Source organism: Streptomyces sp. HD, from assembly GCF_028369295.1.
In the GTDB taxonomy this organism is placed as follows: domain Bacteria; phylum Actinomycetota; class Actinomycetes; order Streptomycetales; family Streptomycetaceae; genus Streptomyces.
Genome location: NZ_JAQMYP010000016.1, coordinates 113,637 through 134,323 on the forward strand (window position 1 = coordinate 113,637; position 20,687 = coordinate 134,323).

Sequence of the window (20,687 nt, forward strand, 5' to 3'; positions counted from 1 at the left end):
GAGCAGGATGCGGCCGGATGGAAGCGGATGGATATGTCCGTTCCGTCGGTGAAACGCAGGTGAGACGCGTCACCAATTTAGGTTCGAGTCCCACCCGCCCCACTGTGCACTCCTGTGACCTGCGAAAACGTCTCATCGGGGGGTGCAGATTAAGGGGTTTGGGCCACGGGGCTGAATCCTCTGCTCGTGAGTTCGACTCCGTTGCTGGCGGCGTTAGTTCGAGCCGCTCTGACCTGCGCGGATGTCTTGGTCCGGCATAGGGGCAGGGCTCCGCAGGTGGCGTGCGGGAGGGATATGGAGCCGGATTCGGGACGCGGGCAGGACGCGAGGAATCGAGGGCTTGCGGTCGGCGTGAGGCTTGGTGCCCGGACGATGCGGGAGCAGCGGTAGATGCCGTCGGGCATGGGGCACCAGGCAGGTCGCAGATCGCGACGAGGTCGGTGGAGATGCTGTCGTCCCACAAACAACGGCGTGAACCGGCCATGTGCAAGCGAAGGGTCTGGGCCTTCGACTGATCACGTATCTGGTCCCCGGCGGAGCCCTGTCGGGCGGCTGGAGCGAAGGACCTGTTGGCGTGCGGGACTGCCGTAAACGATGGGCACACCGTCCTCCACTTGGGCGATGACTTCGCGCGAAGTGACCACCTGACGACATCACAGGTGAACGCGGCGCTTCATCGCCCTCCGGCGACCGCCGCGCTGTCGCGCAGGAAGCCCGTGAAGGCTTCGGCGGCCGGGGTCAGGGCGTGGTCGCTCATGCGTACCAGGAGGATGCGGCGCACCGGGGCGGGGGGCAGGAGCGGCAGGACGCTGACGCCTCCTCGGATGCCCTCCAGGGCCAGGGTCGGAGCGAGGGCGACGCCGATGCCGGCGGCGACCATGGCCTGGGCCTCCTGGTAGTCATGGGCCTCATAGGCGATCTGCGGCTCGAAACCGGCCGCGCGGCAACTGCGGGCGAGGGCCTCGGCCACCGGGTGGTGGTCGGCACGGGTGATCCAGGCGTCGTCGGCGAAGTCGGCGAGCGCGGCCGAAGAGCGGCCGGCGAGGGGGTGGTCCTTGCCGACGAGGAGTGCCGGAGGGTCGTCGACGAGCGAGGTGACGACGATGTCCTCGCGGTCGATGCGGTTCCAGTCGTAGTCCCACATCAGGGACATCTCGATCTCGCGGTTCTCCAGCATCGCCCACAGCCCCGCGATACGGGCGCTGCGCACCGTCAGCCGCACGTCGGGGTGCGTCTGGCGAAAGGCGATCACGGCCCGGGGGAGGAGGGAGGCGCCGACGGTGGGGAAGGTTCCGACCCGGAGCGTGCCGGCACGCAGTCCCGCGAAGTCGGCGAGTTCGTTCTCCGCGGCCGTCAGTTCGCGCTCGATCCGCTGTCCACGCTCGGCCAGCGCGCGCCCCGCGTCGGTGAGTGTGACACCCCGCGCATGACGCTCCAACAGCGGCTGCCCCGCCTCCGCCTCCAGGCGGCTGACCTGCTGCGACACCGCTGACGGCGTGTAGTTGAGGGCGCGTGCGGTCGCCGTGACCGAGCCCCGGCGGGCGACCTCGGTGAAGAGCAGGATGCGCCGGACGTCGAGCATCTCGCCACCTCCAGCGTTCACTTCAGCTTAATACCCATGCAGATTTCCGAGATTGTACTTCACGCTGCTCGCGCCCACTGTGGATCGCACCCCCGCACGGAAGTGCCGTCGGGGTCGGGGTTCTCACGAGGAGTCTGTTGTGTTGCGTCTGCAGGGCGAGATGATCCGCGGAGGTACCAGCAAGTGCTGGATCTTCGACCACCACGACGTGGTGGCGACCGGCGTGGACACCGACACCCTGCTGCTCGCCGCCTACAACGCCGCAGACCCCCGCCAGATCGACGGCGTCGGCGGTGCCTCCTCCACCACCTCGAAGGCGGCGATCGTGCGGACCTCGACGAAGCCGGGTGTCGACGTCGAGTACGCCTTCGCGCAGGTCGGCATCGGTGACGAGCGGGTGGAGTGGACCAGCAACTGTGGCAACTGCGCCACCGCTGTCGCCCTGTACGCCGTCCACAACGGCCTGGTGCCGGTCACGTCGGACTCCACTACGGTGCGGATGGTCAACGTCAACACCGGCGCCAGGCTCAGCGGCACCATCCCCACGCCGGGGTGTGCCGCCCCCGACGCGGGGACGGCCCGGGTGCCGGGCACCGCCGCGCCGGGCGTGCCGGTGCTGCTCGGCTTCGAGGACCCGGCTGGTACGTCGACGGGCCGTGCCCTGCCGACCGGTCACGCCCTGGACACCCTGACCGGGCCCGCCGGCACCGTCGAGGCATCCCTGGTCGACGCCGGCGCCCCGGCGGCCCTGTTCGAGGCCAAGGCGTTCGGACTCGACGGCACCGAGTCCCTCGCCGAGTTCGCCGCGGCGGTGCCCGCCCTGACCGTGCTGCGCCGACAGGCGGCCCTGGCCATGGGGCTGGCCCAGGAGAGCGACCCCGTCAGCCACGCCGTCCCGAAGGTCGGAGTGGTCGCCCGTCCTGTCGCCTACCGCACCACCGATGCCACCCTCGTCCAACAGGACGAGTACGACCTGGCCGTCCGCATGGTCTCCATGCACGCGCCCCACCCGGCGATCGGTCTCACCTCGGCTGTCGCCCTGGCCACCGCAGCCGCCATCCCCGGCACCCTCGCCCACCGCGTCGCCCGGCAGACCGCCGAAGGGACGCTGCGCCTGGGCACCCCGGCCGGTGTCATCACCGCCCGAGCCGTCCCCGCGGCGGAGGGCACGTCCCCCACGGTGCTGCTGCACCGCGCCGCCCGCCGCATCGCCCGAGCCGAACTCCTCGTTCCCGTCCTGGAAGGACGCCCCGCATGAGCCGCAACGACGCTGCCCCGGGTACCGTCAAATCTCCCCCGAGCCGCCTGCGCAGGCTGCTGTCCCTGCTCTACGTCCAGTGCCTGATCGGCGTCCTGGCCGGGGCCGCAGTCGGCTGGCTGTGGCCGTCGTTCGGAGCCGATCTCAAACCCCTGGGCGACGGGTTCATCTCGCTGGTCCGCATGATGATCGCGCCCGTCATCTTCTGTACCGTCGTCCACGGCATCGCCTCCATGGGCAACGCCCGCGCCGTCGGCCGGGTCAGTCTCAAGGCGCTGGTCTACTTCGAGGTCCTGACGACCGTCGCCATGGTGATCGGGCTGGTCGTCGTGAACGTCGTCCAGCCCGGCAGCGGGCTGCACGTCGATCCCTCGACCCTGTCGACCAAGGGGCTGCCGCCGGAGGCGACCGCGAGCCACGAGAGCCTCTCCGCGTTCCTGCTCGCCATAGTCCCGGACACCCTGCTCAGCGCGCTGACCGGCCACGAGATCCTGCCCGTGCTGCTGATCTCGGTGCTGTTCGGCTTCGGCCTGAACGCCGCCGGCGAGGCGGGGGCGGGGATTACCCAGGGCATCGAGAGGCTCTCCAAAGTCCTGTTCACGCTCATCCGCTGGATCATGCGGCTGGCCCCGATCGGTGCCTTCGGATCCATGGCCTTCACCATCGGCAACTACGGCCTGGACACCCTGCGCCACCTCTTCCTGCTGGTCGGCTCCTTCTGGCTCACCGCCCTGTTCTTCGTCCTGGTCGTCCTCGGCACGGTCATGCGCATCAACGGCCTGCGTCTGCTTCCCTTCCTCCGCTACATCAAGGAAGAGCTGCTGATCGTCCTGGGCACCTCGTCCAGCGAGCCGGTGCTGCCGCGCATGATGGCCAAGCTCCAGCACGCGGGCGCCTCGAAGCCGGTCGTCGGGATCACGCTGCCCGCCGGCTACTCGTTCAACCTCGACGGCACCGCCATCTACCTGACCATGGGCTCGGTATTCCTCGCTCAGGCCCTCGGCATCGACCTCAGTCTCACCCAGCAGCTGTCCATGCTCGCCGTCATGCTGCTCACCTCCAAGGGCGCGGCCGGTGTCACCGGCTCCGGCTTCATCGCCCTGGCGGCCACCCTCAGCGCCGTACCGCACGTGCCCGTCGCCGCCCTGGCCCTGATCTTCGGCATCGACCGCTTCATGTCCGAGGCCCGCGCCCTGACCAGCGTGGTCGGCAACGGCGTCGCCACACTCGCGGTGGCCAAGTGGGAGGGACAGCTGGACGAGGAGCGCGCCAAGGCCGTCCTCCGTGGCGAACTCCCGTACACCTCCGCTCCCGAGATCGACCACACCCCCGAGCCGCAGGGGGAACCGACGCCCGACGCGAAACCCGAGGCGGTCGAGGACGCCGACCTGAAGGCGGCGACCGGGGCGGACCGTGAGCCGGTGCCCGCCGCCGGCTGACATGCCCCTCACCGCCGGTCCGGAGCGTCGGCTCCGGACCGGCCCTTCTCAGGTTTCCTCTCGCCTGAGCGTTCAGGTCAACGGCGAGAACGTCGGTCAGGAGGGTCGATGCCGGAGTAGAGATGCCGCACAGGGTGCCGTAACGAACGCGATGTCCACCGCTGCCCCTTGCCGGTCGCAGGCAGGTGCAGGGACGCGATGCTGGTGGAAAGTTGATCGACCTGGTAGGGCGCGCGCATGCGCAGTCCGTATGTGTGGAGCAGGGCCTGGTACGCCTCGCAGGCCACCTTCGTGAACGAGTCGCCGTAGTGCCCGAGAGCCTCACGCACACGGGGGTTCACGGCGCTGGCGTAGAGACCGAGCATCACCCGGGAGCCAAATTCCGCGCCACGTACGGGAGTTCCCGGACGACCGCCTCCTCGCGGACTCCTGGGCTCACGCGCACCCAAGAGCCGCACTTCGAAGCGCCGATCTGGAGCGCTCAAGGGGAACCTGTGTAGTCGATTCGCTCGATTCCATCGCCTTCACACTTGAATCGAGCGCGACGACCAGGCATCGTGCTTGAAACGAGCGCAATGCTTGGCGTTCCAGTAGGAGAGGGAGGTGCCGCATGGACGACATCGACCGGGCCATCCTGCGGGAGCTGCAGGTCGACGGCCGGATCCCATACGCCGATCTGGGGCCGAAGGTGGGGTTGTCACCCTCGGCCGCGAGGCTCCGGCTGCAGCGGCTGATCGACACCAAGGCGGTCCAGGTCGTCGGAGTGACCGACCCGATGACCATGGGCCGGCAGACGATGGCACTCCTGGGCTTGCGCGTCGACGGCGATCCCCGGGCGGTCGCCGATGAGCTGTCCCGCCACGACGAAGTCGTGTACACGGTCCTGACGGCCGGCGGCTTCGACCTGTTCGCGGAGGTGGTGTGCCCTCAGCCGCCGGATCTTCTGGACTTCATCAACGACGTCGTGCGGCCCGTCGAGGGTGTCGCATCCGTGGAGAACTTCCCCTACTTCGCGATTCACACGCACCGCTTCCTGTGGCACGTCGACTGAGGCACCCGAGCGTCCGAGCCCTGTTCGCCCGCACCAGCAGAGGAACCCTGCATGCTGCCCGACGAGTACCGCACGATCGACTTCTTCACCAAGGACGCCCTTCCAGCACCCCGCACGGCGCCGGCCGAGGCCGAGCTCATCGCTGCCGAACACCTCGGCATCACTGCTCGCGCGCAGGCGCTGGGCAGCCAGCAGGACGCCAACTTCCTGCTGCACGCCGACGACGGGACGCCCGCGGCGATCCTGAAGATCGCCAACCCCGCCTTCGGCACGGTGGAGATCGAAGCCCAGGACGCGGCAGCCGACCTGATCGCCTCGGCCTGCCCGGAACTGCGCATCGCCACGGTCCTGCGCCGCCCTGACGGCTCCCCGCGACGCACGACGGTGGACACCGAGAACGGTCCGGCCGTCGCGCGCCTGCTGCGCCACCTGCCCGGCGGCACGCTCTCGGGACCACGGCACCTGTCACCCGGCACCGTGGCGGGCATGGGCACGATCGCCGGAAAGGTCAGCACCGCCCTGCGCGACTTCCGGCACCCGGGCCTCGACCGCGTGCTCCAGTGGGACCCGCAGTACGCCGATCGCGTCGTCGCCAAGCTCGCCGGGCACATCGACGAACCCGACCGGCGCACCGCCGTCCGGACCGCGACCGCCGAGGCCTGGGCGCATGTTCAGAAGCTCGCCGCCGCGCTGCCGTCGCAGGCCGTGCACCTGGACCTCACCGACGACAATCTGATCCGCCGTCCCGACAGCCGTCCGCCCGTGCCGGACGGGGTCATCGACTTCGGTGACGTGACCAAGAGCTGGGCGGTCGGCGAACTCGCCGTGTCACTGTCCTCGATGCTCCACCACGACGGTATCGAGCCTCACCACGTGCTGCCGGCCGTCCGCGCCTTCCACGCCGTTCGGCCGCTCTCCGCCGAGGAGGCCGAGGCGGTGTGGCCGCTCGTGGTGCTGCGCGCCGCCGTCCTGGTGGCCAGCGGGCGGCACCAGGCCGCCGTCGACGAGGACAACGTCTACGCCAAGGCCGCGCTCGACCGCGAATGGCGCATATTCGAACAGGCCACCTCGCTGCCCCTGCCGGTGATGATCCGCCTCATCAGGGACGCGACCGGCACGGCCGACGCGCCTGCCCGGACCGCGCAGGCCGACCCGCCGGTGCGGCCTCTCCTGCGGGACCTCGCCGCCGACCACATCACCCTCCTCGACCTGTCCACCGACGCCGATTCCATGGACCAAGGAGCCTGGACGGACGCCGCCACCGAGGCCCGGCTGGTGACCTTCGCGCTCGCGGACGGAGCGGCCGCCGTCGCCACCCGGTACGCCCGTGCGCGCCTGACCCGGACACCGGCGCTGTCGGCGGTGTCCACCGCCACCGTGCCCACCGGAGTCGACCTCTGGCTCGGCCGGGATGCCGTGGTGCAGGCGCCCGCCGCGGGGAAGGTCCTCGCTGCGGCGCCGGGCCATGTGGAACTCACCTACGGCACGCAGACGCTGTCGCTGTCCTTCCCCCGCGCTGTCCGGCCCGTGGTCACCACCGGTGCGACGGTGCAGGCGGGCGAGGACATCACCCACCTCGGCTCCGGTGCCTCGGTCAACGTCGCGCTGCGTGACGCCGACGGCCCCGCCGCCCCGCGCCTGGTCCGTCCCGAGTACGCCGCCGGCTGGCTCGCGCTCACCGCCGACCCCGCCCCGCTCCTCGGCCTGGCGGCCGGCTCCGACCGTACGCCCGAGAGGGACCTGCTCGACCGGCGGGACGCCGTGTTCGCCACCGTGCAGGAGCACTACTACGCCAACCCTCCGCGCATCGAACGTGGTTGGCGCCACCATCTGCTGTCCACCGACGGACGGTCGTACCTCGACATCGTCAACAACGTCACCCCACTGGGCCACGCCCACCCCCGCGTCGAGCAGGCGGTCTCCCGGCAGTTGCGGCGGCTCAACACCAACTCGCGCTTCCACTACGCCTCCGTGGTGGAGTTCACCGAGCGCCTCGCCGGCCTTCTCCCCGACCCTCTGGACACGGTGTTCCTCGTCAACTCCGGTTCGGAAGCGGTGGACCTGGGCCTGCGCCTGGCCATCGGGGCCTCCGGCCGGCCCGAGGTCGTCGCGCTGCGCGAGGCGTACCACGGCTGGACGTACGCCTCCGACGCGGTCTCCACCTCACTCCAGGACAACCCGAACGCCCTGGCCACCCGCCCGAGCTGGGTGCACACCGTGGACTCGCCCAACTCCTACCGCGGCCGCCACCGCGGGCCGGATGCCGTGCGCTACGCACCCGAGGCCGTCGCGGTGATCGACGAACTGGCCGCTGCCGGCCGCCCGGCGGGAGCGTTCATCGGCGAGACCTTCTACGGCAACGCCGGAGGAGTCGCCCTTCCCGACGGCTATCTCGCCCAGGTGTACGCGGCGGTACGGCGGCACGGCGGCCTGGCCGTCGCCGACGAGGTCCAGGTCGGATACGGCCGCCTGGGACACTGGTTCTGGGGCTTCGAGCAGCAGCAGGTCGTCCCCGACATCGTCTGTGTCGCCAAGGCCATGGGCAACGGACACCCCCTCGGCGCCGTCATCACGTCCAGGGCGGTCGCGGACCGGTACCGCGACCAGGGCTACTTCTTCTCCTCCACCGGCGGCAGCCCCGTCTCCAGCATCGTGGGCCTCACCGTCCTGGACACCCTGCGCGACGAAGACCTCCAGGGCAACGCCGCGCGCGTCGGCGGCCATCTGAAGAGCCGGCTGGAGGCACTGGCCGACCGCTACGGCATCATCGGCGCCGTCCACGGCTCGGGCCTCTACCTCGGCCTCGAACTCGTCCGGGACCGCGCCGGCCTGGAACCCGCCACCGAAGAGACCGCCGAACTCTGCGACCGCATGCTCGACCTCGGCGTGATCGTCCAGCCCACCGGGGACCACCTCAACATCCTCAAGATCAAGCCACCGCTGTGCATCGACACCACCGCAGCCGACTTCTTCGCCGACACGCTCGACCTGGCCCTCACCCAACTCGGCCACTCCCGATGACGCCACACATCCGGAAGGCTCGGGGGCCCGGCGGCTTGTACTTGGCTTGGCGTCTGACGTCGTAGGTCACTCGGCCTGCTGAGATCCCCGGTTGGCGGGGGTACGTGGCGCGGCAGTTCTTCAGCTTCGAGATGTCGCGTAACGCTTCGGTGGCACGGGTGGACCGTGACGCGTAGTCCTGCGGGCCCCGGCCAGGGCGTTCGAAGAGGGCGACGGACAGCTCTGGCCCGATCGTCAGGCGCGGGGCGCGTGGGCCAAGCCGACGGCGACGGCGCTGTCGCTGATCGGTCCGGAGTGCGTGCTTCCCGGGCGGACAGTCCGAAATCGACGGGCGGCTTTTCGCCGACCGCGCTGCGGCGCCGTTCGGTGTCGTGAAAGGCCGTGATCCAAGTGGTGGTGTCCGGACGGGCGTGGGGGTCATGGCCGCCCCGGTGACCGGTCCCAGGACGATCCGCTCAGCAGCAGTCGCTTAGGCTGGTTTCCTTGCCGCCGGTAAGGAGGCGCAGGCTGCGGCAGCATGTGCTCGCCGTCCGTCCGAGGGAGGCGTTCGCGTGGCAGTTGCCGGAGGGCGGTCGACGAAGCGGCTCCAGCGGGGAACCCTTTCCCAGGGGCTCATCGTGGCGACTGCGCTGCGGATCCTCGACGAGGACGGGCCGGACGCGCTGACCTTCCAGCGCCTCGGCAAGGAACTGTCCTCCTCCGCGACCGCGGTCTACCGGCACTTCGCGAGTCGCGACCACATCATGGTCGCCGTCGCGGAGGAGCTCGACAGGATCTCCCTCGACGGGTACGAGCCGCACGAGTCGTGGACCGAGTCGCTGCGGGACCTGGCGATCCGGGCCTGGAACACCGCCCTGGACCACCCTGCGGCCGCCGCGCTCTGCATGGGGAGAGTCACCCGAGGCGTGCACGAGTTGCGCGCCGTCGACGCCGTCCTGGAAGCGTTCCACCGCGGCGGCTGGCGCGGCCGGGAGGCCGTCCTGCATTACCAGGTGTTCTCGAACTTCATCCTCTCCATGGCGAGCAACAACGCCTGGCGACTCGTCAACCAGCGGTTCGGCGCCGAGGTGAACTGGGTGCAGGAATACCAGCCGGCGGATCCTGACGCGTACCCCTACGCCGAGGCGGCGAAGGAGCACCTGCGCAGCATCGACATGACCGACGTCTTCCACCGGCAGACGGACATCCTCCTCGCGGCCCTCGACGCGGAGGCGGCGACGCTCCCGCGCGACTGACACGCGTCAGTCTTCGCGGTCACCGTCCAGCGGCGTTCTCGCGGCCGAAATCGGCGGCAGGGCTGGCGCGCACAAAGATAGTTAACGCTATTGACTACGTCGTTCACTTGGCTGCATCCTCTCCACCAAGTGCTCCACGGCTCGCCGCCAAGCGACGTCCACCGAGCGCCGCGCGCACCGCCTCCACCCCCGAACTGCTCGCGCTCGTCCCGCCCGGTTCCCTGAGACCTGCGCAGAGCGCGACATCCCTCTCCAGGAGCACCCATGCGCCAGACCCGTACCCGCGCGGTCCCTGTGACCGCTGCCGTCGCCCTGACGGCCGTACTCGCCGGCTGTACCACCACGGGATCGACGGCCGGAGATCCGAGCGGCGGCGATGCCGCCACGGTGACGAAGATCCGGACGACGATCGACGTGCCGGCCGGCTTCGACCCGGCCAAGGCTCTGTCGCTGCCGGACTACCAGCTCGCCCGGAACAGTTACGACACCCTCGTGCGCAAGGACGACGGCGGGCTCGTCGGCGGGCTCGCCACCAAGTGGAAGAACACGCCGACCTCGGCCACGTTCACCCTGCGCCCCGACGCGACCTGCGCCGACGGAACGCCGATCACGCCGACGGTCGTCAAGGGCTCCCTCGACCGCTACATCGACCCGAAGACGGCGGCGCCCGATCTGCCCACGGTCTTCGGCCCCGGCAACAAGGCGAAGGTGACCGCCGACGACGCGGCGCGGACGGTGAAGATCACTCTCGCCAGGCCGTGGGGCGACATGGTCACCGGCCTGTCGGTCGCGAGCACGGGCATCGTCTGCCCGGCGGGACTCAAGGACCTCAAGGCCCTTGCCGCCGGTAAGGCCAAGGGCTCCCAGTCCGGCCCGTACCTTCTTGAGAAGTCCCAGTCCGGTGTCTCGTACTCCTACAGGCTTCGCCCGGAGTACAAGGCATGGCCGGCCTGGCGCACGAAGATTTCCGGCAAGGTCGCCACGACGCTGGAGTACCTGGTCTCGCCCGACCCGACGGCGACCGGCAACCTCGTGACCAGCGGCCAGCTCGACATCGGCAAGATCGACGCCTCCGGCATCCCGCGCTTCGACGGCGTGGGCGGCACCAGCGTGAGCATCAGCCGGTTCTCCGACTTCTACCTGCTCTTCAACGAACGTCCCGGCACGGTCTTCGCGGACGCCGCCACCCGCCGGGCAGTCGCCCAGGCCGTCGACCGCGCCGCTTTCACCAAGGTCGTCTCGAAGGACACGGGTGAGCCGTCGACGATGTTCGTGCAGAAGGGCATCCCCTGCAACGACCCTGGCACCTCCTTCCTCGTACCGACGGACAAGGCCGCGGCGGCCTCCGTGCTCAAGGGCAAGAAGATCCGCCTCGTCGGCCCCCAGGTCGTCGGACCGGCCGGCGCCGGAAACCAGTACATCCAGGAGGCGCTGCGGGCCGCGGGCGCGGACGTCACCCTCGCCAACGTCGACGTCGGGGCCTGGGTCGGGACCGTGTTCGGCAAGCCCGACGCCTGGGACCTCACGGTCTTCGCCGACCTCAACTTCCTCGGCAGCCTTGCCAACCCGCTCGCCCACTTCGTGGGCCCGACCGTCCCCGAAGGCGGCGGCAACCTCGGCGCGGTGAAGAACCCCGCGTTGAACAAGGCCTTCGCCCAGGGCGCCGAGGCGACGACCGACAAGGCCCGCTGCGCCGCCTACCAGAAGGCCGCCAAGGCCCTGATCTCGCAGGTGGACGGGGTGCCGCTGGTCAACGACCCGTTCATCTACGCACTGCGCAGGGGGTTCAGCGCACAGATGCTGGGCGGCTCGCTCGACGACCCGATCCTGCGCATCACCGGCTGACGGACGGGCCGCCCGCACGCGCGGCGCAGACCCACGCGGCCGGGGCCCGACCGTCCGGCAGGGAGACCCCCGCGCTCGCACGGCACGGAGATCCCCCCGCGCTCGTACGGCACAGAGAATCCCCGCCCTGCTCCGGCGCCCCGCACCGAGACCCTCGCACCTTTCCGACAGGAGTCCCCTGGTGATCGACCCATTCAGCACCGCCCAGCAGATCGCCGACCTCGTGCGAACGAAAGAGGTCAGCCCGGTGGAGGTGGCCGAGACCTACCTCGACCGCATCGAGCGGATCAATCCCGCCGTCAACGCCGTCGTCTGGCTCGACGCCGACGCCGTGCGCGCGGCGGCCGTCCGGGCCGAGCGGGCGGTGCTGCGCGGCGACCCGCTCGGCCCGCTGCACGGCGTCCCCGTCCCCATCAAGGACCTCAACTCCGTCGCGGGACAACCCAACACGATGTCCTCACTGGCGATCCGGGACACCCCGCGGACGGTCACGGACCCCGACGTCCAGCTCCTCCTCGACGCCGGCGCGATCCCCCTCGGCCGGACGAACTCACCGGAGTTCGGCGCCCTGACCGTCTCCGAGAACGCCCGGCACGGAAAGACGCGCAACCCGTGGAACCCGGCGCACACCTCCGGCGGGTCGAGCGGCGGCGCGTCGGCGGCCGTCGCGGCCGGGCTCGCCCCGGTGGCACACGCCTCCGACGGCGGCGGATCGATCCGGGTCCCGGCGTCCGTCACCGGCCTCGTGGGCCTCAAACCGAGCCGGGGACGCGTGCCCGCGCTCGTCCGGGGCTGGGAACACTCGACGACCGAAGGCGCGATCACCCGCACCGTGCGCGACGCGGCCCTCATGCTCGACGTCATGGGCCGAGCCGACCGGCTCGCCTGGTACAGCGCGCCCGAACCGTCCCGCCCGTACATCGAGGAGGCCGGTGCCGATCCCGGGCGGCTGCGGATCGGCCTGCTCCTCGACGCGCCGACCGGGCTGCCGGTCGACAAGGAGTGCCGCACGGCGGCGCTGACGGCCGCGCAGGCATTGCGCGACCTGGGGCACGAGGTCGTCGAGGTCAGTCCGAGGATGTTCTCGTACGAGGCGATCATGGGCTTCACCTGGACGATCATCAGTGCGTCCACCTACGCCATAGAGGTCGACGATCCCGACGCGGTGGACCCCTACATCCGGCGCCGCCGAGAGACCGCCCTGGAGGTCACCGCGGGCGACTACGCCCGTACGGCGGCGCGCCTGCAGGCCGAGTCGCGCGAGGTGGTCGCCCAGTGGGGCCGGGACTTCGACGTCCTCCTCACCCCGACCACCGCGGTCGTGGCGCCACCGGTCGGCCCCGTGTACGACGAGGCGAACTCCGACCCGGACGGCCCGCGGGACACCGAGACCCGGATGGTCTCGTTCACCGCGTTCGTCAACATCGCCGGGCTGCCCGCCATCTCGCTGCCCGTCCACACGACCGCGGACGGACTGCCGGTCGGTGCGCAACTCGTCGGCGCACCCTACGACGAGGCGACGCTGCTGCGACTGTCGGCCCAGCTCGAACCGCGGTTCCGCTGGTACGAGCGGCACCCCGACGACGCGGCGCTCGCGGCGGCGGCGCTGTGAGCGCCGGGTCCGCGGTCCCGACCGGGCCGCTGCCGACCGCATCCGTCCGGCGCCTCCCGCGGCTGCGGCTGGGCGGTGGCTGGGCCGGGTTCGCCGTCCGCCGGGCGGGCGGCCTGCTGATGTCCATGCTGCTGCTCGTCCTCGTGACGTTCCTCATCGTGCCCCTGCTGCCCGGGGACCCGGCCCGCGCGATCGCGGGCACCAACTCGTCCCCGGCCACGCTCGCGGCGATACGCGAACGATTGGGCCTCGACGAGCCGATCGCGACGCGGTTCGTCCACTACCTCGGCGACATCGCGTCCGGACGGCTCGGCACCTCGTTCCGGTTCGACACCCCGGTCTCAGACATCGTCGCGACCCGGCTGCCGTACACCGTCCAGCTCGTCATCCCGGCCGTCCTGCTCTCCCTGGTCATCGCCGTCCCGCTGGGCATGACCGTCGGCGTCCTCACCCGTGACGGACGCCGCCGCCGGCTCGGTGTCGGCTTCGGCACGGTCGCCGGGCTCCTCGCGTCGGCGCCGGTCTACGTCGTCGCGACCCTCCTCATCGTCCTGTTCTCGATCAGCCTCGGGCTGCTGCCGTCCGGCGGCGCCGCGACACCGAGCGCGCTCGTCATGCCGATCGCCGCGCTCTGCATCGGCCCGGCCTTCGCGATCGCCCGGGTCGTCCGGCAGGAGACGGCCTCGGTGCTCGCCCAGGACTACATGAGGACCGCTCGCGGCCACCGCCTGGGACCCGTGCGTCTCCACCTCCGCCACGCGCTGCCCAACCTGGTGACGAGTGTCCTCACATTGAGCGGTCTCGTCCTCACCTCCCTGCTCGGCGGGACGATCATCCTGGAGAACGTCTTCACCTATCCCGGGCTCGGCACCGAGGTCGTCCAGGCGATCATCTACAAGGACTATCCGGTGATCCAGGGCATCATCCTCGTCGTCGGCATGCTCGCCCTGCTCGTCAATCTCCTCGTCGACGTCGTCCTCGGGATCGTCGACCCCCGCACTCTTGAGGGAGGTCGTCGTGGCCACTGATACGACCGTCCGCCGATGGCTCCGCAACCCGTCGCTGCTGGCCGGCGCCGTGATCCTCGGACTGCTCCTCGTCGTGGCCCTCGTGGCCCCGCCGCTGCTGAGCGGTTCCGCCGAGACCCTCACCGGCAACGCCCGGCTGGGGCCTGGTGCCGGGCATCTCCTCGGCACCGACGCCTTCGGCCGTGACGTCCTGGCCCGGGCTCTCGTCGCGACCCGGCTCACCCTGCTCATGGCCGCCGCCGCCACCGCTGCCTCGTTCGTGGCCGGCGTCGCGATCGGCGCGCTGGTCCATCTGGCCCCCGGGTGGCTGCGCGAGACCTGTCTGCGGCTCATCGACTCGGCGGTGGCCTTCCCCTCGCTCGTGCTCGCCCTCGTCATCGCGGCGGTGCTCGGACCGGGCACGGTGTCCGCGATCGTCGCGATCGCCGTCGCCGGCGTCCCCGGGTTCGCACGGCTGACGGCGAATCTCGCCGCGACCGTCGCGGACAAGGACTACGTGCTCACCGCGCGCCTGCTCGGCGTTCCCGGCCTGCGCATCCTGGGCCGGCACGTCCTGCCGAACATCAGCGGGCCGTTGCTGGTGCTCCTCAGTTCGAGCTTCACCCTGTCCCTGCTCGACATCAGCAGTCTGTCGTTCGTCGGCCTCGGTGTGCAGAACCCGCAGTACGACTGGGGCCGGCTGCTCAACGAGGCGCTGCCGTCGATCTTCGCCCAGCCGTCGGTCGTCCTCGCTCCGTCGATCATGCTCATCGTCACCGGTGTGGGCGCCATGCTCCTCGGAGACGGCGTGGCCTCGCTCGTCGACCCGCGGACCCGCGGCACAGCGCCCGCACCGACCGGGACGGCGGACGCGGCGGGACCGGCCGACCGGGCGCAGGCGCCTCGGGCGCCTCAGGCATCGGGCGATGCAGGGGCAGCGGTCGGCACGGAGCCGGACGGCCTGCTGAGCGTCGCCGGGCTGACCGTGCGGGCCGGTGACCGGACACTCGTCGACGACGTGTCGTTCACCATCGGGGCCGGCCAGATCGTCGGCCTCGTCGGGGAGTCGGGCTCGGGCAAGTCCACCATCGCCATGGCGGTCGCGGGTCTGCTCCCCGAGGGCGTGCGGGCGAACGCGTCGCGCCTTGCCCTCGGCGACCTCGATCTGCTCGGAACACCGCCGCAGCGACGCCTCGCGACCGAGATCGGCATCGTCTACCAGGACCCGATCGGCACTTTCAACCCGGCGCTGAGGCTCGGCACCCAGCTCACCGAGGTGGCCCGGGTACATCTGCGGACGCCCCGACGTCGAGCCGCGCAGGACATGGTCCGCGCCCTGGCCGACATCCACGTCACCGAGCCGGACCGGCGGCTGCGCCAGCACCCGCACGAGCTGAGCGGCGGCATGCTCCAGCGCGCCTCGATCGCCTCCGCGATGACGACGAACCCGCGGCTGCTCATCGCCGACGAACCAACGACGGCCCTCGACGTCACCGTCCAGGCGGAGGTGCTGCGGCAGTTCCGGCGCATCAACCGCGAGCACGGCACGGCGATGCTGTTCATCTCGCACGACATCGGCGTGGTCGGCGTGCTCTGTGACACCGTCCTGGTGCTCCACGGCGGCCGGGTCGTCGACCGGACGACGGGCGCCGACCTGCGCCGGGGGACGGTCACCCACCCGTACACCCGCGCGTTGCTCGCGGCGACGCCCGCCGCGGTCGAGGCCGGTGGAACCCTCAGCGCGGTCCGGTGGACGGCCGACGCGCATGCGGCGCAGCCGAACGGGGCGCCGCCGGACGACCTTTCCGACAAGGCCGCGGACCGCCCCCCGGCCGCTGAAAGGAGCCGCTGATGTCTGCCACCGAAACCACACCGGACCCGCAGGCGGCCACCCCGCTGCTGCGCGTGGAGGATCTCACCGTCGAGCTAGGCCACGGCGTCGCGGCCCGCAGGGTGCTCAAGGGAGTCTCGTTCGACATTCCCCGGGGCAGCACCCTCGCACTCGTCGGAGAGTCCGGGTCGGGCAAGACGACGCTGGCACGGACACTCGTCGGCGTCCACAGGCCGTCGAGCGGCCGGATCCTCGTGGACGGCGCCCCGCTGCGCACCTCGCGCGGACGGGCGGGAGCCGCGACGGTCCAGATGATTCCGCAGGACCCGTACTCCTCGTTCGACCCACGGCGCACCGTCGCCCAGTCGCTCGCCGAGGCACTCGATCCGATCCGGGCCAGGGCCAGACCGGTCCGGACCCGGATCGCCGAGCTGCTCAGCCAGGTGAGCCTCGACCCGGACACCATGGACCGCTACCCGCACGAGTTCTCCGGCGGCCAACGGCAGCGGCTGGCGATCGCACGAGCCCTCGCACCACGTCCCCGGTTCGTCATCGCCGACGAGATCACCTCGGCCCTCGACCTGACGACCCAGGCCGAGATCCTCAACCTGCTCGCCGATCTGCGCCGCCGGCTCTCGCTGACGATGCTGTTCATCTCGCACGACCTGGCCGTCGTCCGGCACGTCAGCGACTCGGTCGCGGTCCTGCTGCACGGGGACCTCGTCGAACTCGGCCCGACCCGAGCCACCTTCGCCGAGCCGAACCACCCGTACACCGCTCAACTCCTCGCGTCCGTCCCGGGCGACCCGAGGTTCCGCCTCGACGACGAGCCCGCCACGGCGTGAACCCCGCTGACCGGGCCCTCGTGCGGACGAACTCCCGCACGACATGGGGCTACCGTCCCGCGCCGCGCCGACAACCTGCTGGGAGGGATACCTCCTTCCCGACGGACTCGCACACCGCTATGTGGGCCTGACTCGATCGAGTGCGGCGACCCGGCTCGATCGAGTGCGGCGAAATGAATGCGGGGAAGTCACGCTCCTTTGACGCTCTGAGGGCTCCCGGCACACGCCCGAAGGACCGTGAAACGCCCACTGACCTGGCGTTTCCCTCGCTCCCGCTTCATGCGACGTGATTCCGATGGCGTATCCAGTGGAGATTCCGCGCTCGGGTACCTCGGCGGTTTTCTTGGCGGAGTTCGGCGGACACGGACAGGGGTAATCCCGATCGAAAGGTTCGACTTACTTTCCTTGCGGACTCCTGATCTGCGGGTGACCAGGGGGCGGCCTCGGCCATTTCACACAAGGGCGTCATACCGATCGACACGCCGGGATCCGCGACGATAGCCTCGACGCCGTGGTCAACGCAGAGGAGCGGCCTGACCACGGGGCGTCCCCACATCCTGTGCCCTTGCGGCGCAACCGGGACTACACCTTGTGGTGGAGTGGTACGGCGCTGTCCAACCTCGGCACCAGTGTCTCCACGCTTGCCTTCCCGCTGCTGATCCTCGCCACCGCCGGTTCGGCCGCGGCCGCCGGGATCGTGGGGACGTGCGCCGGCGCCGGGGTGCTGGTGGGCCTGCTGCCCGCCGGCGTCCTCGCCGACCGCCGGTCACGCAGAGCCATGCTGATCGGGGCCTCCCTCGTCCAAGTCGCCACCATGGGAACGGTCTTCTGGCTGGTGGCAGCCGGACATCCCTGGCTGCCCGCCATCGCGGCCCTCGCCCTGGTGCAGGGGCTCGCCTCGGCCGCCTTCCGGGGGGCGGCTGCCCCAGTGGTGCGGCGGGTCGTCCCGGTCTCGCAACTCAAAGCGGCTTACGCCGGCGCCGAAGCGCGCGACTACGGCGCCCAGTTGGCCGGTGCGCCCCTGGGCGGGCTGCTGTTCTCGCTGGCCCGCTGGGCGCCGTTCCTCACGGACGCCCTCTCCTTTGCCGCCGTGACCATCGCCTCCGCCCTGCTGCGCACCGAGCTGGGCCCCGATCGCGGCTCCGGGCTCCCCGCAGCCGGCCGATCGGGGGCGCGCTCCTCAGCCCTGCACGACCTGGGAGTCGGGCTGGCGCACATCCGGGACCGCGCCTTCCTCCGGTATGCCCTGCTGTGGCTGGCGCTGATGAATCTGATGCTGGGGGGCGTCGGATTCATGTTCGTCGTCACGCTGCGGCAGCACGGTGCGTCGTCGACGCAGATCGGCGCCGCCGAGGCGCTCGCCACGGCCTGTGCTCTGGGTGGGGCGTTGGCCGCCGGCCGGGTGGTCCAACGAGTCCCGGGCCGTCGGCTCGTACTCGGTGTCTCGTGGATGATGCCGATCGGGGTCGCAGCGCTCGTGCCGCTGGCCGGGCGTCCCTGGCTCGCGGGGCTCTGCCTGGGGGCGAGCACGGTGCTCGTCACACCGCTGAACGTGGTGCTCACCAGCCACGTCATGGCAACGACCGAGGACGCGTTGACCGCACGTGTCGCCTCCGCGATGGGTCTGGCCTCGATGGGTCTGGGCTGGCTCGCCCCCGTGTTGTGCGGGGCAATGGCCGACGCGTTCGGTGTCGACGTCCCGCTGATCGCCGTCGCCGTGGGGCTGGCGGCGATGGCGGGCGCCAACCACTTTCTGCCGGCCGTACGCGAGCTGGGCGCGGATCCCGGCGACGACGAGGACGGCGGCGGTTCGCCCCGGACGTCCGGCCCACCGCACGACGCCGTTCCGGAGTGACGGTCGCCCGGTGCCGGGCTGCCGGTCACTCTCCGGCGGATGCCCCCAGGGCGACACAGCGGTAGGTGATGAGCACGCGGCCGCCGTGCTCGGCGTCGAGACAGTGGGCCACCTCGTGCAACAACCGTCGGCGGGAGGCCTTCGGCAGGGCCAGATGCCGGCTGTCGGTGGCCAGTAGCCGGCACCACTGCCGGGAGGTCAGCGTGGCCCGGCAGGGAACCACGGCCCTGCGCACCTGTGGGAAGCCGTGCGCGGCCAGTTCGCGGATGTACTCGTCGAGGTCGGACTCCGCGAGGTTCTGCCGGCCGCCCTCGCCGGTCGGCAGGCCCTGCGGCAGGACTGAGGTGTAGACGCCGACCAGGTCCTCCGTGACGGCCGGGGACAGGGCGCTGAAGTTCCAGGCGAGCAGGATCCGCCCGCCCGGCCGCAGACACCGCGCGGCCCGGTCCACCCGGTCGCCCGGCCGCAGCCAGTGCCACGCCTGGCCACACGCCACCACGTCGAACCGCCGGTCCGCCGGGTCCCAGTCCTCGAAGGTGGCCACGTCGACGGCCAGCCCCTTCGCCGTGGCCACGGCCGCCATGCGCGGATCGGGTTCCAGACCGGTGACCCGGTGGCCGAGCGCGTCGAGTGCGCTCGCGAGCTTTCCGGTGCCGCAGCCGACGTCGAGCGCCGTGTCCCGCGGGCCGTTGGCCCTCCCCCCGAGCGCTTGGCTCAGCGCTTCGAGGGGATAGCCGGGCCGCATCCGGTCGTAGTCGTGGGCGCGGGTTCCGAAGGAGGTGGGGGCCCACGGCATGGAGTGCGTCATGTCAGTGCCTCGATCAGGGTCACGAACGTGTGCGGGGGCAGGAACAGCGTGTATGTGCCCACCGCGGCCAGGCCGAAGGGCACCAGGCGCTTGGGCAGGATCGTGGTGAACGCGGCGTGCAGGAGCACGCCCGCCAGGGCGCCGGCCGGCCAGGTGACGGGAAAGACCAGCAGGAGGGGCAGTGCCGCCTCCACACCGATGACCGCCAGCGAGGGAAGCCGCCAGCGGCGGGCCACGACGGCGGGGTCCGCGGTGGCCAGGCGGCGGGTGAACCAGCCGGGGAAGTAGTAGTCGCGCGGCGCGTCGGGTGCCTCGGCCCGCACCACGGCCAGCTGCTCGAACGTCTTCTGCAGGGCGTCCCCGCTGGTGAACTGGCGGGAGACCGCTTTGAGCCAGGCACTGCTCCAGTACACCTGGAACATCAACACCACCACGGCCGCCTGCGGCCAGGACGGCGAGGTGCCGTGCGGCGTCGGCGGCGGCCGGACGAACGCGCCCGGTGAGGACGCGTCCAGCAGTGACTGGAGGCTCAGATAGGCATCGGCCCCGCTCGCCACGACGAACGGCAGGCACAGCATCCCGAGGAACAGGGTGTTGAACTTGCGGTCGAAGGTGAACTCGAACATGCACCATGCCGCCACCACCCCCGCGGCCAAGGGGACGAGGATGCCCGACAGCAGGCACAGCACCGCCACCGCGCGGGCGCCGTAGAAGATCCTGAACGCAGCCGGGCTCAGCAGCAGCCTCACCGCCATCTCGTCGTGCTCGTAACGCCAGCGCAGCAGGGACTTGGGGCGCAGATCGAAGAAGCGCGCCATGCCGAACACGTGGTCGGCGGTGATCTTCCACAGCAGGGCGGTCCCGAGGACCACGCGGAAGGCGCACAGGGGCGGGCCGGCCGTGGTGCCGTGCACCGGCAGCGCCGCCGCCAGCAGGTCATGCACGAAGCACCCGGCCGCTTCGGACCGCGATCCTGACGGACGTGAACGGCAGCAGCGCGACCCCCTCGCCCACCACCCGCCGCCCGTGCTCCTCCTCCAGGTAGCGCACCAGGTCGTCGAGCCCCTCGACGCTGTTGAGGAAGCCGTGCCGTGGTTCGTACGTCCACGGGCAGACCGGCTCCCCGTCGGCCGCGTCGTACAGGCGGACCCGATAGGCGTTGGTGTGGGAGAACATCGCCCACGAGCCGAACGAGCCCGGCGGCGTGCAGAAACCACGCCACACCAGCCAGACCAGGGCCCCGGCACCGAGCACCGCGGCAGCGATCGTGTCGACCATGTCTCCTCCGTATGAGGTCA

The 20,687-nt window shown here is 71.0% G+C and carries 15 protein-coding genes; 11 read left to right on the forward strand and 4 right to left on the reverse strand.

Annotation, left to right across the window (positions count from 1 at the left end):
• Nucleotides 1-673: 673 nt before the first annotated feature.
• On the reverse strand, nt 674-1,582 hold the full coding sequence (locus POF73_RS17750; protein WP_272116399.1) for a LysR family transcriptional regulator: 909 nt from the start codon (nt 1,580-1,582) through the stop codon (nt 674-676).
• A gap of 139 nt (nt 1,583-1,721) precedes the next feature.
• Between POF73_RS17750 and POF73_RS17755 the strand changes: the two genes are divergently transcribed.
• The 11 genes from POF73_RS17755 (at nt 1,722) to POF73_RS17805 (ending at nt 18,581) form a co-directional block, all read left to right on the forward strand.
• Nucleotides 1,722-2,840 carry a PrpF domain-containing protein gene (locus tag POF73_RS17755; RefSeq protein WP_272116321.1) on the forward strand — a complete coding sequence of 373 codons (1,119 nt, stop codon included), beginning with the start codon at nt 1,722-1,724 and terminating at the stop codon, nt 2,838-2,840.
• Nucleotides 2,837-4,279, forward strand: a complete 1,443-nt coding sequence (gene dctA / locus POF73_RS17760; protein WP_272116323.1) for a C4-dicarboxylate transporter DctA — start codon at nt 2,837-2,839, stop codon at nt 4,277-4,279. The genes POF73_RS17755 and dctA overlap by 4 nt, the downstream gene beginning before the upstream one ends.
• 610 nt (nt 4,280-4,889) lie before the next feature.
• Nucleotides 4,890-5,330 carry an Lrp/AsnC family transcriptional regulator gene (locus tag POF73_RS17765; RefSeq protein WP_272116325.1) on the forward strand — a complete coding sequence of 147 codons (441 nt, stop codon included), beginning with the start codon at nt 4,890-4,892 and terminating at the stop codon, nt 5,328-5,330.
• A gap of 51 nt (nt 5,331-5,381) precedes the next feature.
• The gene (locus tag POF73_RS17770; protein WP_272116327.1) at nt 5,382-8,351 is read left to right on the forward strand and encodes an aminotransferase; all 2,970 of its coding nucleotides are present in this window, start codon (nt 5,382-5,384) and stop codon (nt 8,349-8,351) included.
• A 551-nt stretch (nt 8,352-8,902) separates the two neighbouring features.
• Complete coding sequence (locus POF73_RS17775; protein WP_272116329.1) at nt 8,903-9,586, forward strand: TetR/AcrR family transcriptional regulator; 684 nt, start codon at nt 8,903-8,905, stop codon at nt 9,584-9,586.
• A 264-nt stretch (nt 9,587-9,850) separates the two neighbouring features.
• Nucleotides 9,851-11,431, forward strand: a complete 1,581-nt coding sequence (locus POF73_RS17780; RefSeq protein WP_272116331.1) for an ABC transporter substrate-binding protein — start codon at nt 9,851-9,853, stop codon at nt 11,429-11,431.
• A gap of 181 nt (nt 11,432-11,612) precedes the next feature.
• Nucleotides 11,613-13,043 (forward strand): amidase, encoded by a 1,431-nt coding sequence (locus tag POF73_RS17785; RefSeq protein WP_272116333.1) that lies wholly within the window; start codon nt 11,613-11,615, stop codon nt 13,041-13,043.
• Nucleotides 13,040-14,071, forward strand: a complete 1,032-nt coding sequence (locus POF73_RS17790) for an ABC transporter permease (protein ID WP_272116334.1) — start codon at nt 13,040-13,042, stop codon at nt 14,069-14,071. The genes POF73_RS17785 and POF73_RS17790 overlap by 4 nt, the downstream gene beginning before the upstream one ends.
• Nucleotides 14,061-15,902, forward strand: coding sequence for a dipeptide/oligopeptide/nickel ABC transporter permease/ATP-binding protein (locus tag POF73_RS17795; protein ID WP_272116337.1), 1,842 nt, complete (start codon nt 14,061-14,063; stop codon nt 15,900-15,902). The genes POF73_RS17790 and POF73_RS17795 overlap by 11 nt, the downstream gene beginning before the upstream one ends.
• Complete coding sequence (locus POF73_RS17800) at nt 15,902-16,726, forward strand: ABC transporter ATP-binding protein (protein ID WP_272116339.1); 825 nt, start codon at nt 15,902-15,904, stop codon at nt 16,724-16,726. The genes POF73_RS17795 and POF73_RS17800 overlap by 1 nt, the downstream gene beginning before the upstream one ends.
• Before the next feature lie 565 nt (nt 16,727-17,291).
• Nucleotides 17,292-18,581, forward strand: a complete 1,290-nt coding sequence (locus POF73_RS17805) for an MFS transporter (RefSeq protein ID WP_272116341.1) — start codon at nt 17,292-17,294, stop codon at nt 18,579-18,581.
• A 25-nt stretch (nt 18,582-18,606) separates the two neighbouring features.
• On the opposite strand, the gene POF73_RS17810 is transcribed toward POF73_RS17805, so the two are convergent.
• Genes POF73_RS17810 through POF73_RS17820 form a run of 3 tightly spaced genes read right to left on the reverse strand, consistent with a single transcriptional unit; the run spans nt 18,607 to nt 20,667 of the window.
• The gene (locus POF73_RS17810) at nt 18,607-19,389 is read right to left on the reverse strand and encodes a class I SAM-dependent methyltransferase (RefSeq protein WP_272116343.1); all 783 of its coding nucleotides are present in this window, start codon (nt 19,387-19,389) and stop codon (nt 18,607-18,609) included.
• Entirely contained in the window at nt 19,386-20,333 is a 948-nt protein-coding gene (locus tag POF73_RS17815) for a hypothetical protein (protein ID WP_272116345.1), read from the reverse strand. The genes POF73_RS17810 and POF73_RS17815 overlap by 4 nt, the downstream gene beginning before the upstream one ends.
• Nucleotides 20,326-20,667 (reverse strand): hypothetical protein, encoded by a 342-nt coding sequence (locus POF73_RS17820; protein ID WP_272116347.1) that lies wholly within the window; start codon nt 20,665-20,667, stop codon nt 20,326-20,328. The genes POF73_RS17815 and POF73_RS17820 overlap by 8 nt, the downstream gene beginning before the upstream one ends.
• Between the last annotated feature and the right edge of the window lie 20 nt (nt 20,668-20,687).

What these genes read in the sequence shown, in the direction of transcription:
- POF73_RS17750 (WP_272116399.1), bottom strand. Translation starts at nt 1,582, where the DNA reads ATGCTCGACGTCCGGCGCATCCTGCTCTTCACCGAGGTCGCCCGCCGG.
- dctA (WP_272116323.1), top strand. Translation starts at nt 2,837, where the DNA reads ATGAGCCGCAACGACGCTGCCCCGGGTACCGTCAAATCTCCCCCGAGC.
- POF73_RS17765 (WP_272116325.1), top strand. Translation starts at nt 4,890, where the DNA reads ATGGACGACATCGACCGGGCCATCCTGCGGGAGCTGCAGGTCGACGGC.
- POF73_RS17770 (WP_272116327.1), top strand. Translation starts at nt 5,382, where the DNA reads ATGCTGCCCGACGAGTACCGCACGATCGACTTCTTCACCAAGGACGCC.
- POF73_RS17780 (WP_272116331.1), top strand. Translation starts at nt 9,851, where the DNA reads ATGCGCCAGACCCGTACCCGCGCGGTCCCTGTGACCGCTGCCGTCGCC.
- POF73_RS17800 (WP_272116339.1), top strand. Translation starts at nt 15,902, where the DNA reads ATGTCTGCCACCGAAACCACACCGGACCCGCAGGCGGCCACCCCGCTG.
- POF73_RS17810 (WP_272116343.1), bottom strand. Translation starts at nt 19,389, where the DNA reads ATGACGCACTCCATGCCGTGGGCCCCCACCTCCTTCGGAACCCGCGCC.
- POF73_RS17820 (WP_272116347.1), bottom strand. Translation starts at nt 20,667, where the DNA reads ATGGTCGACACGATCGCTGCCGCGGTGCTCGGTGCCGGGGCCCTGGTC.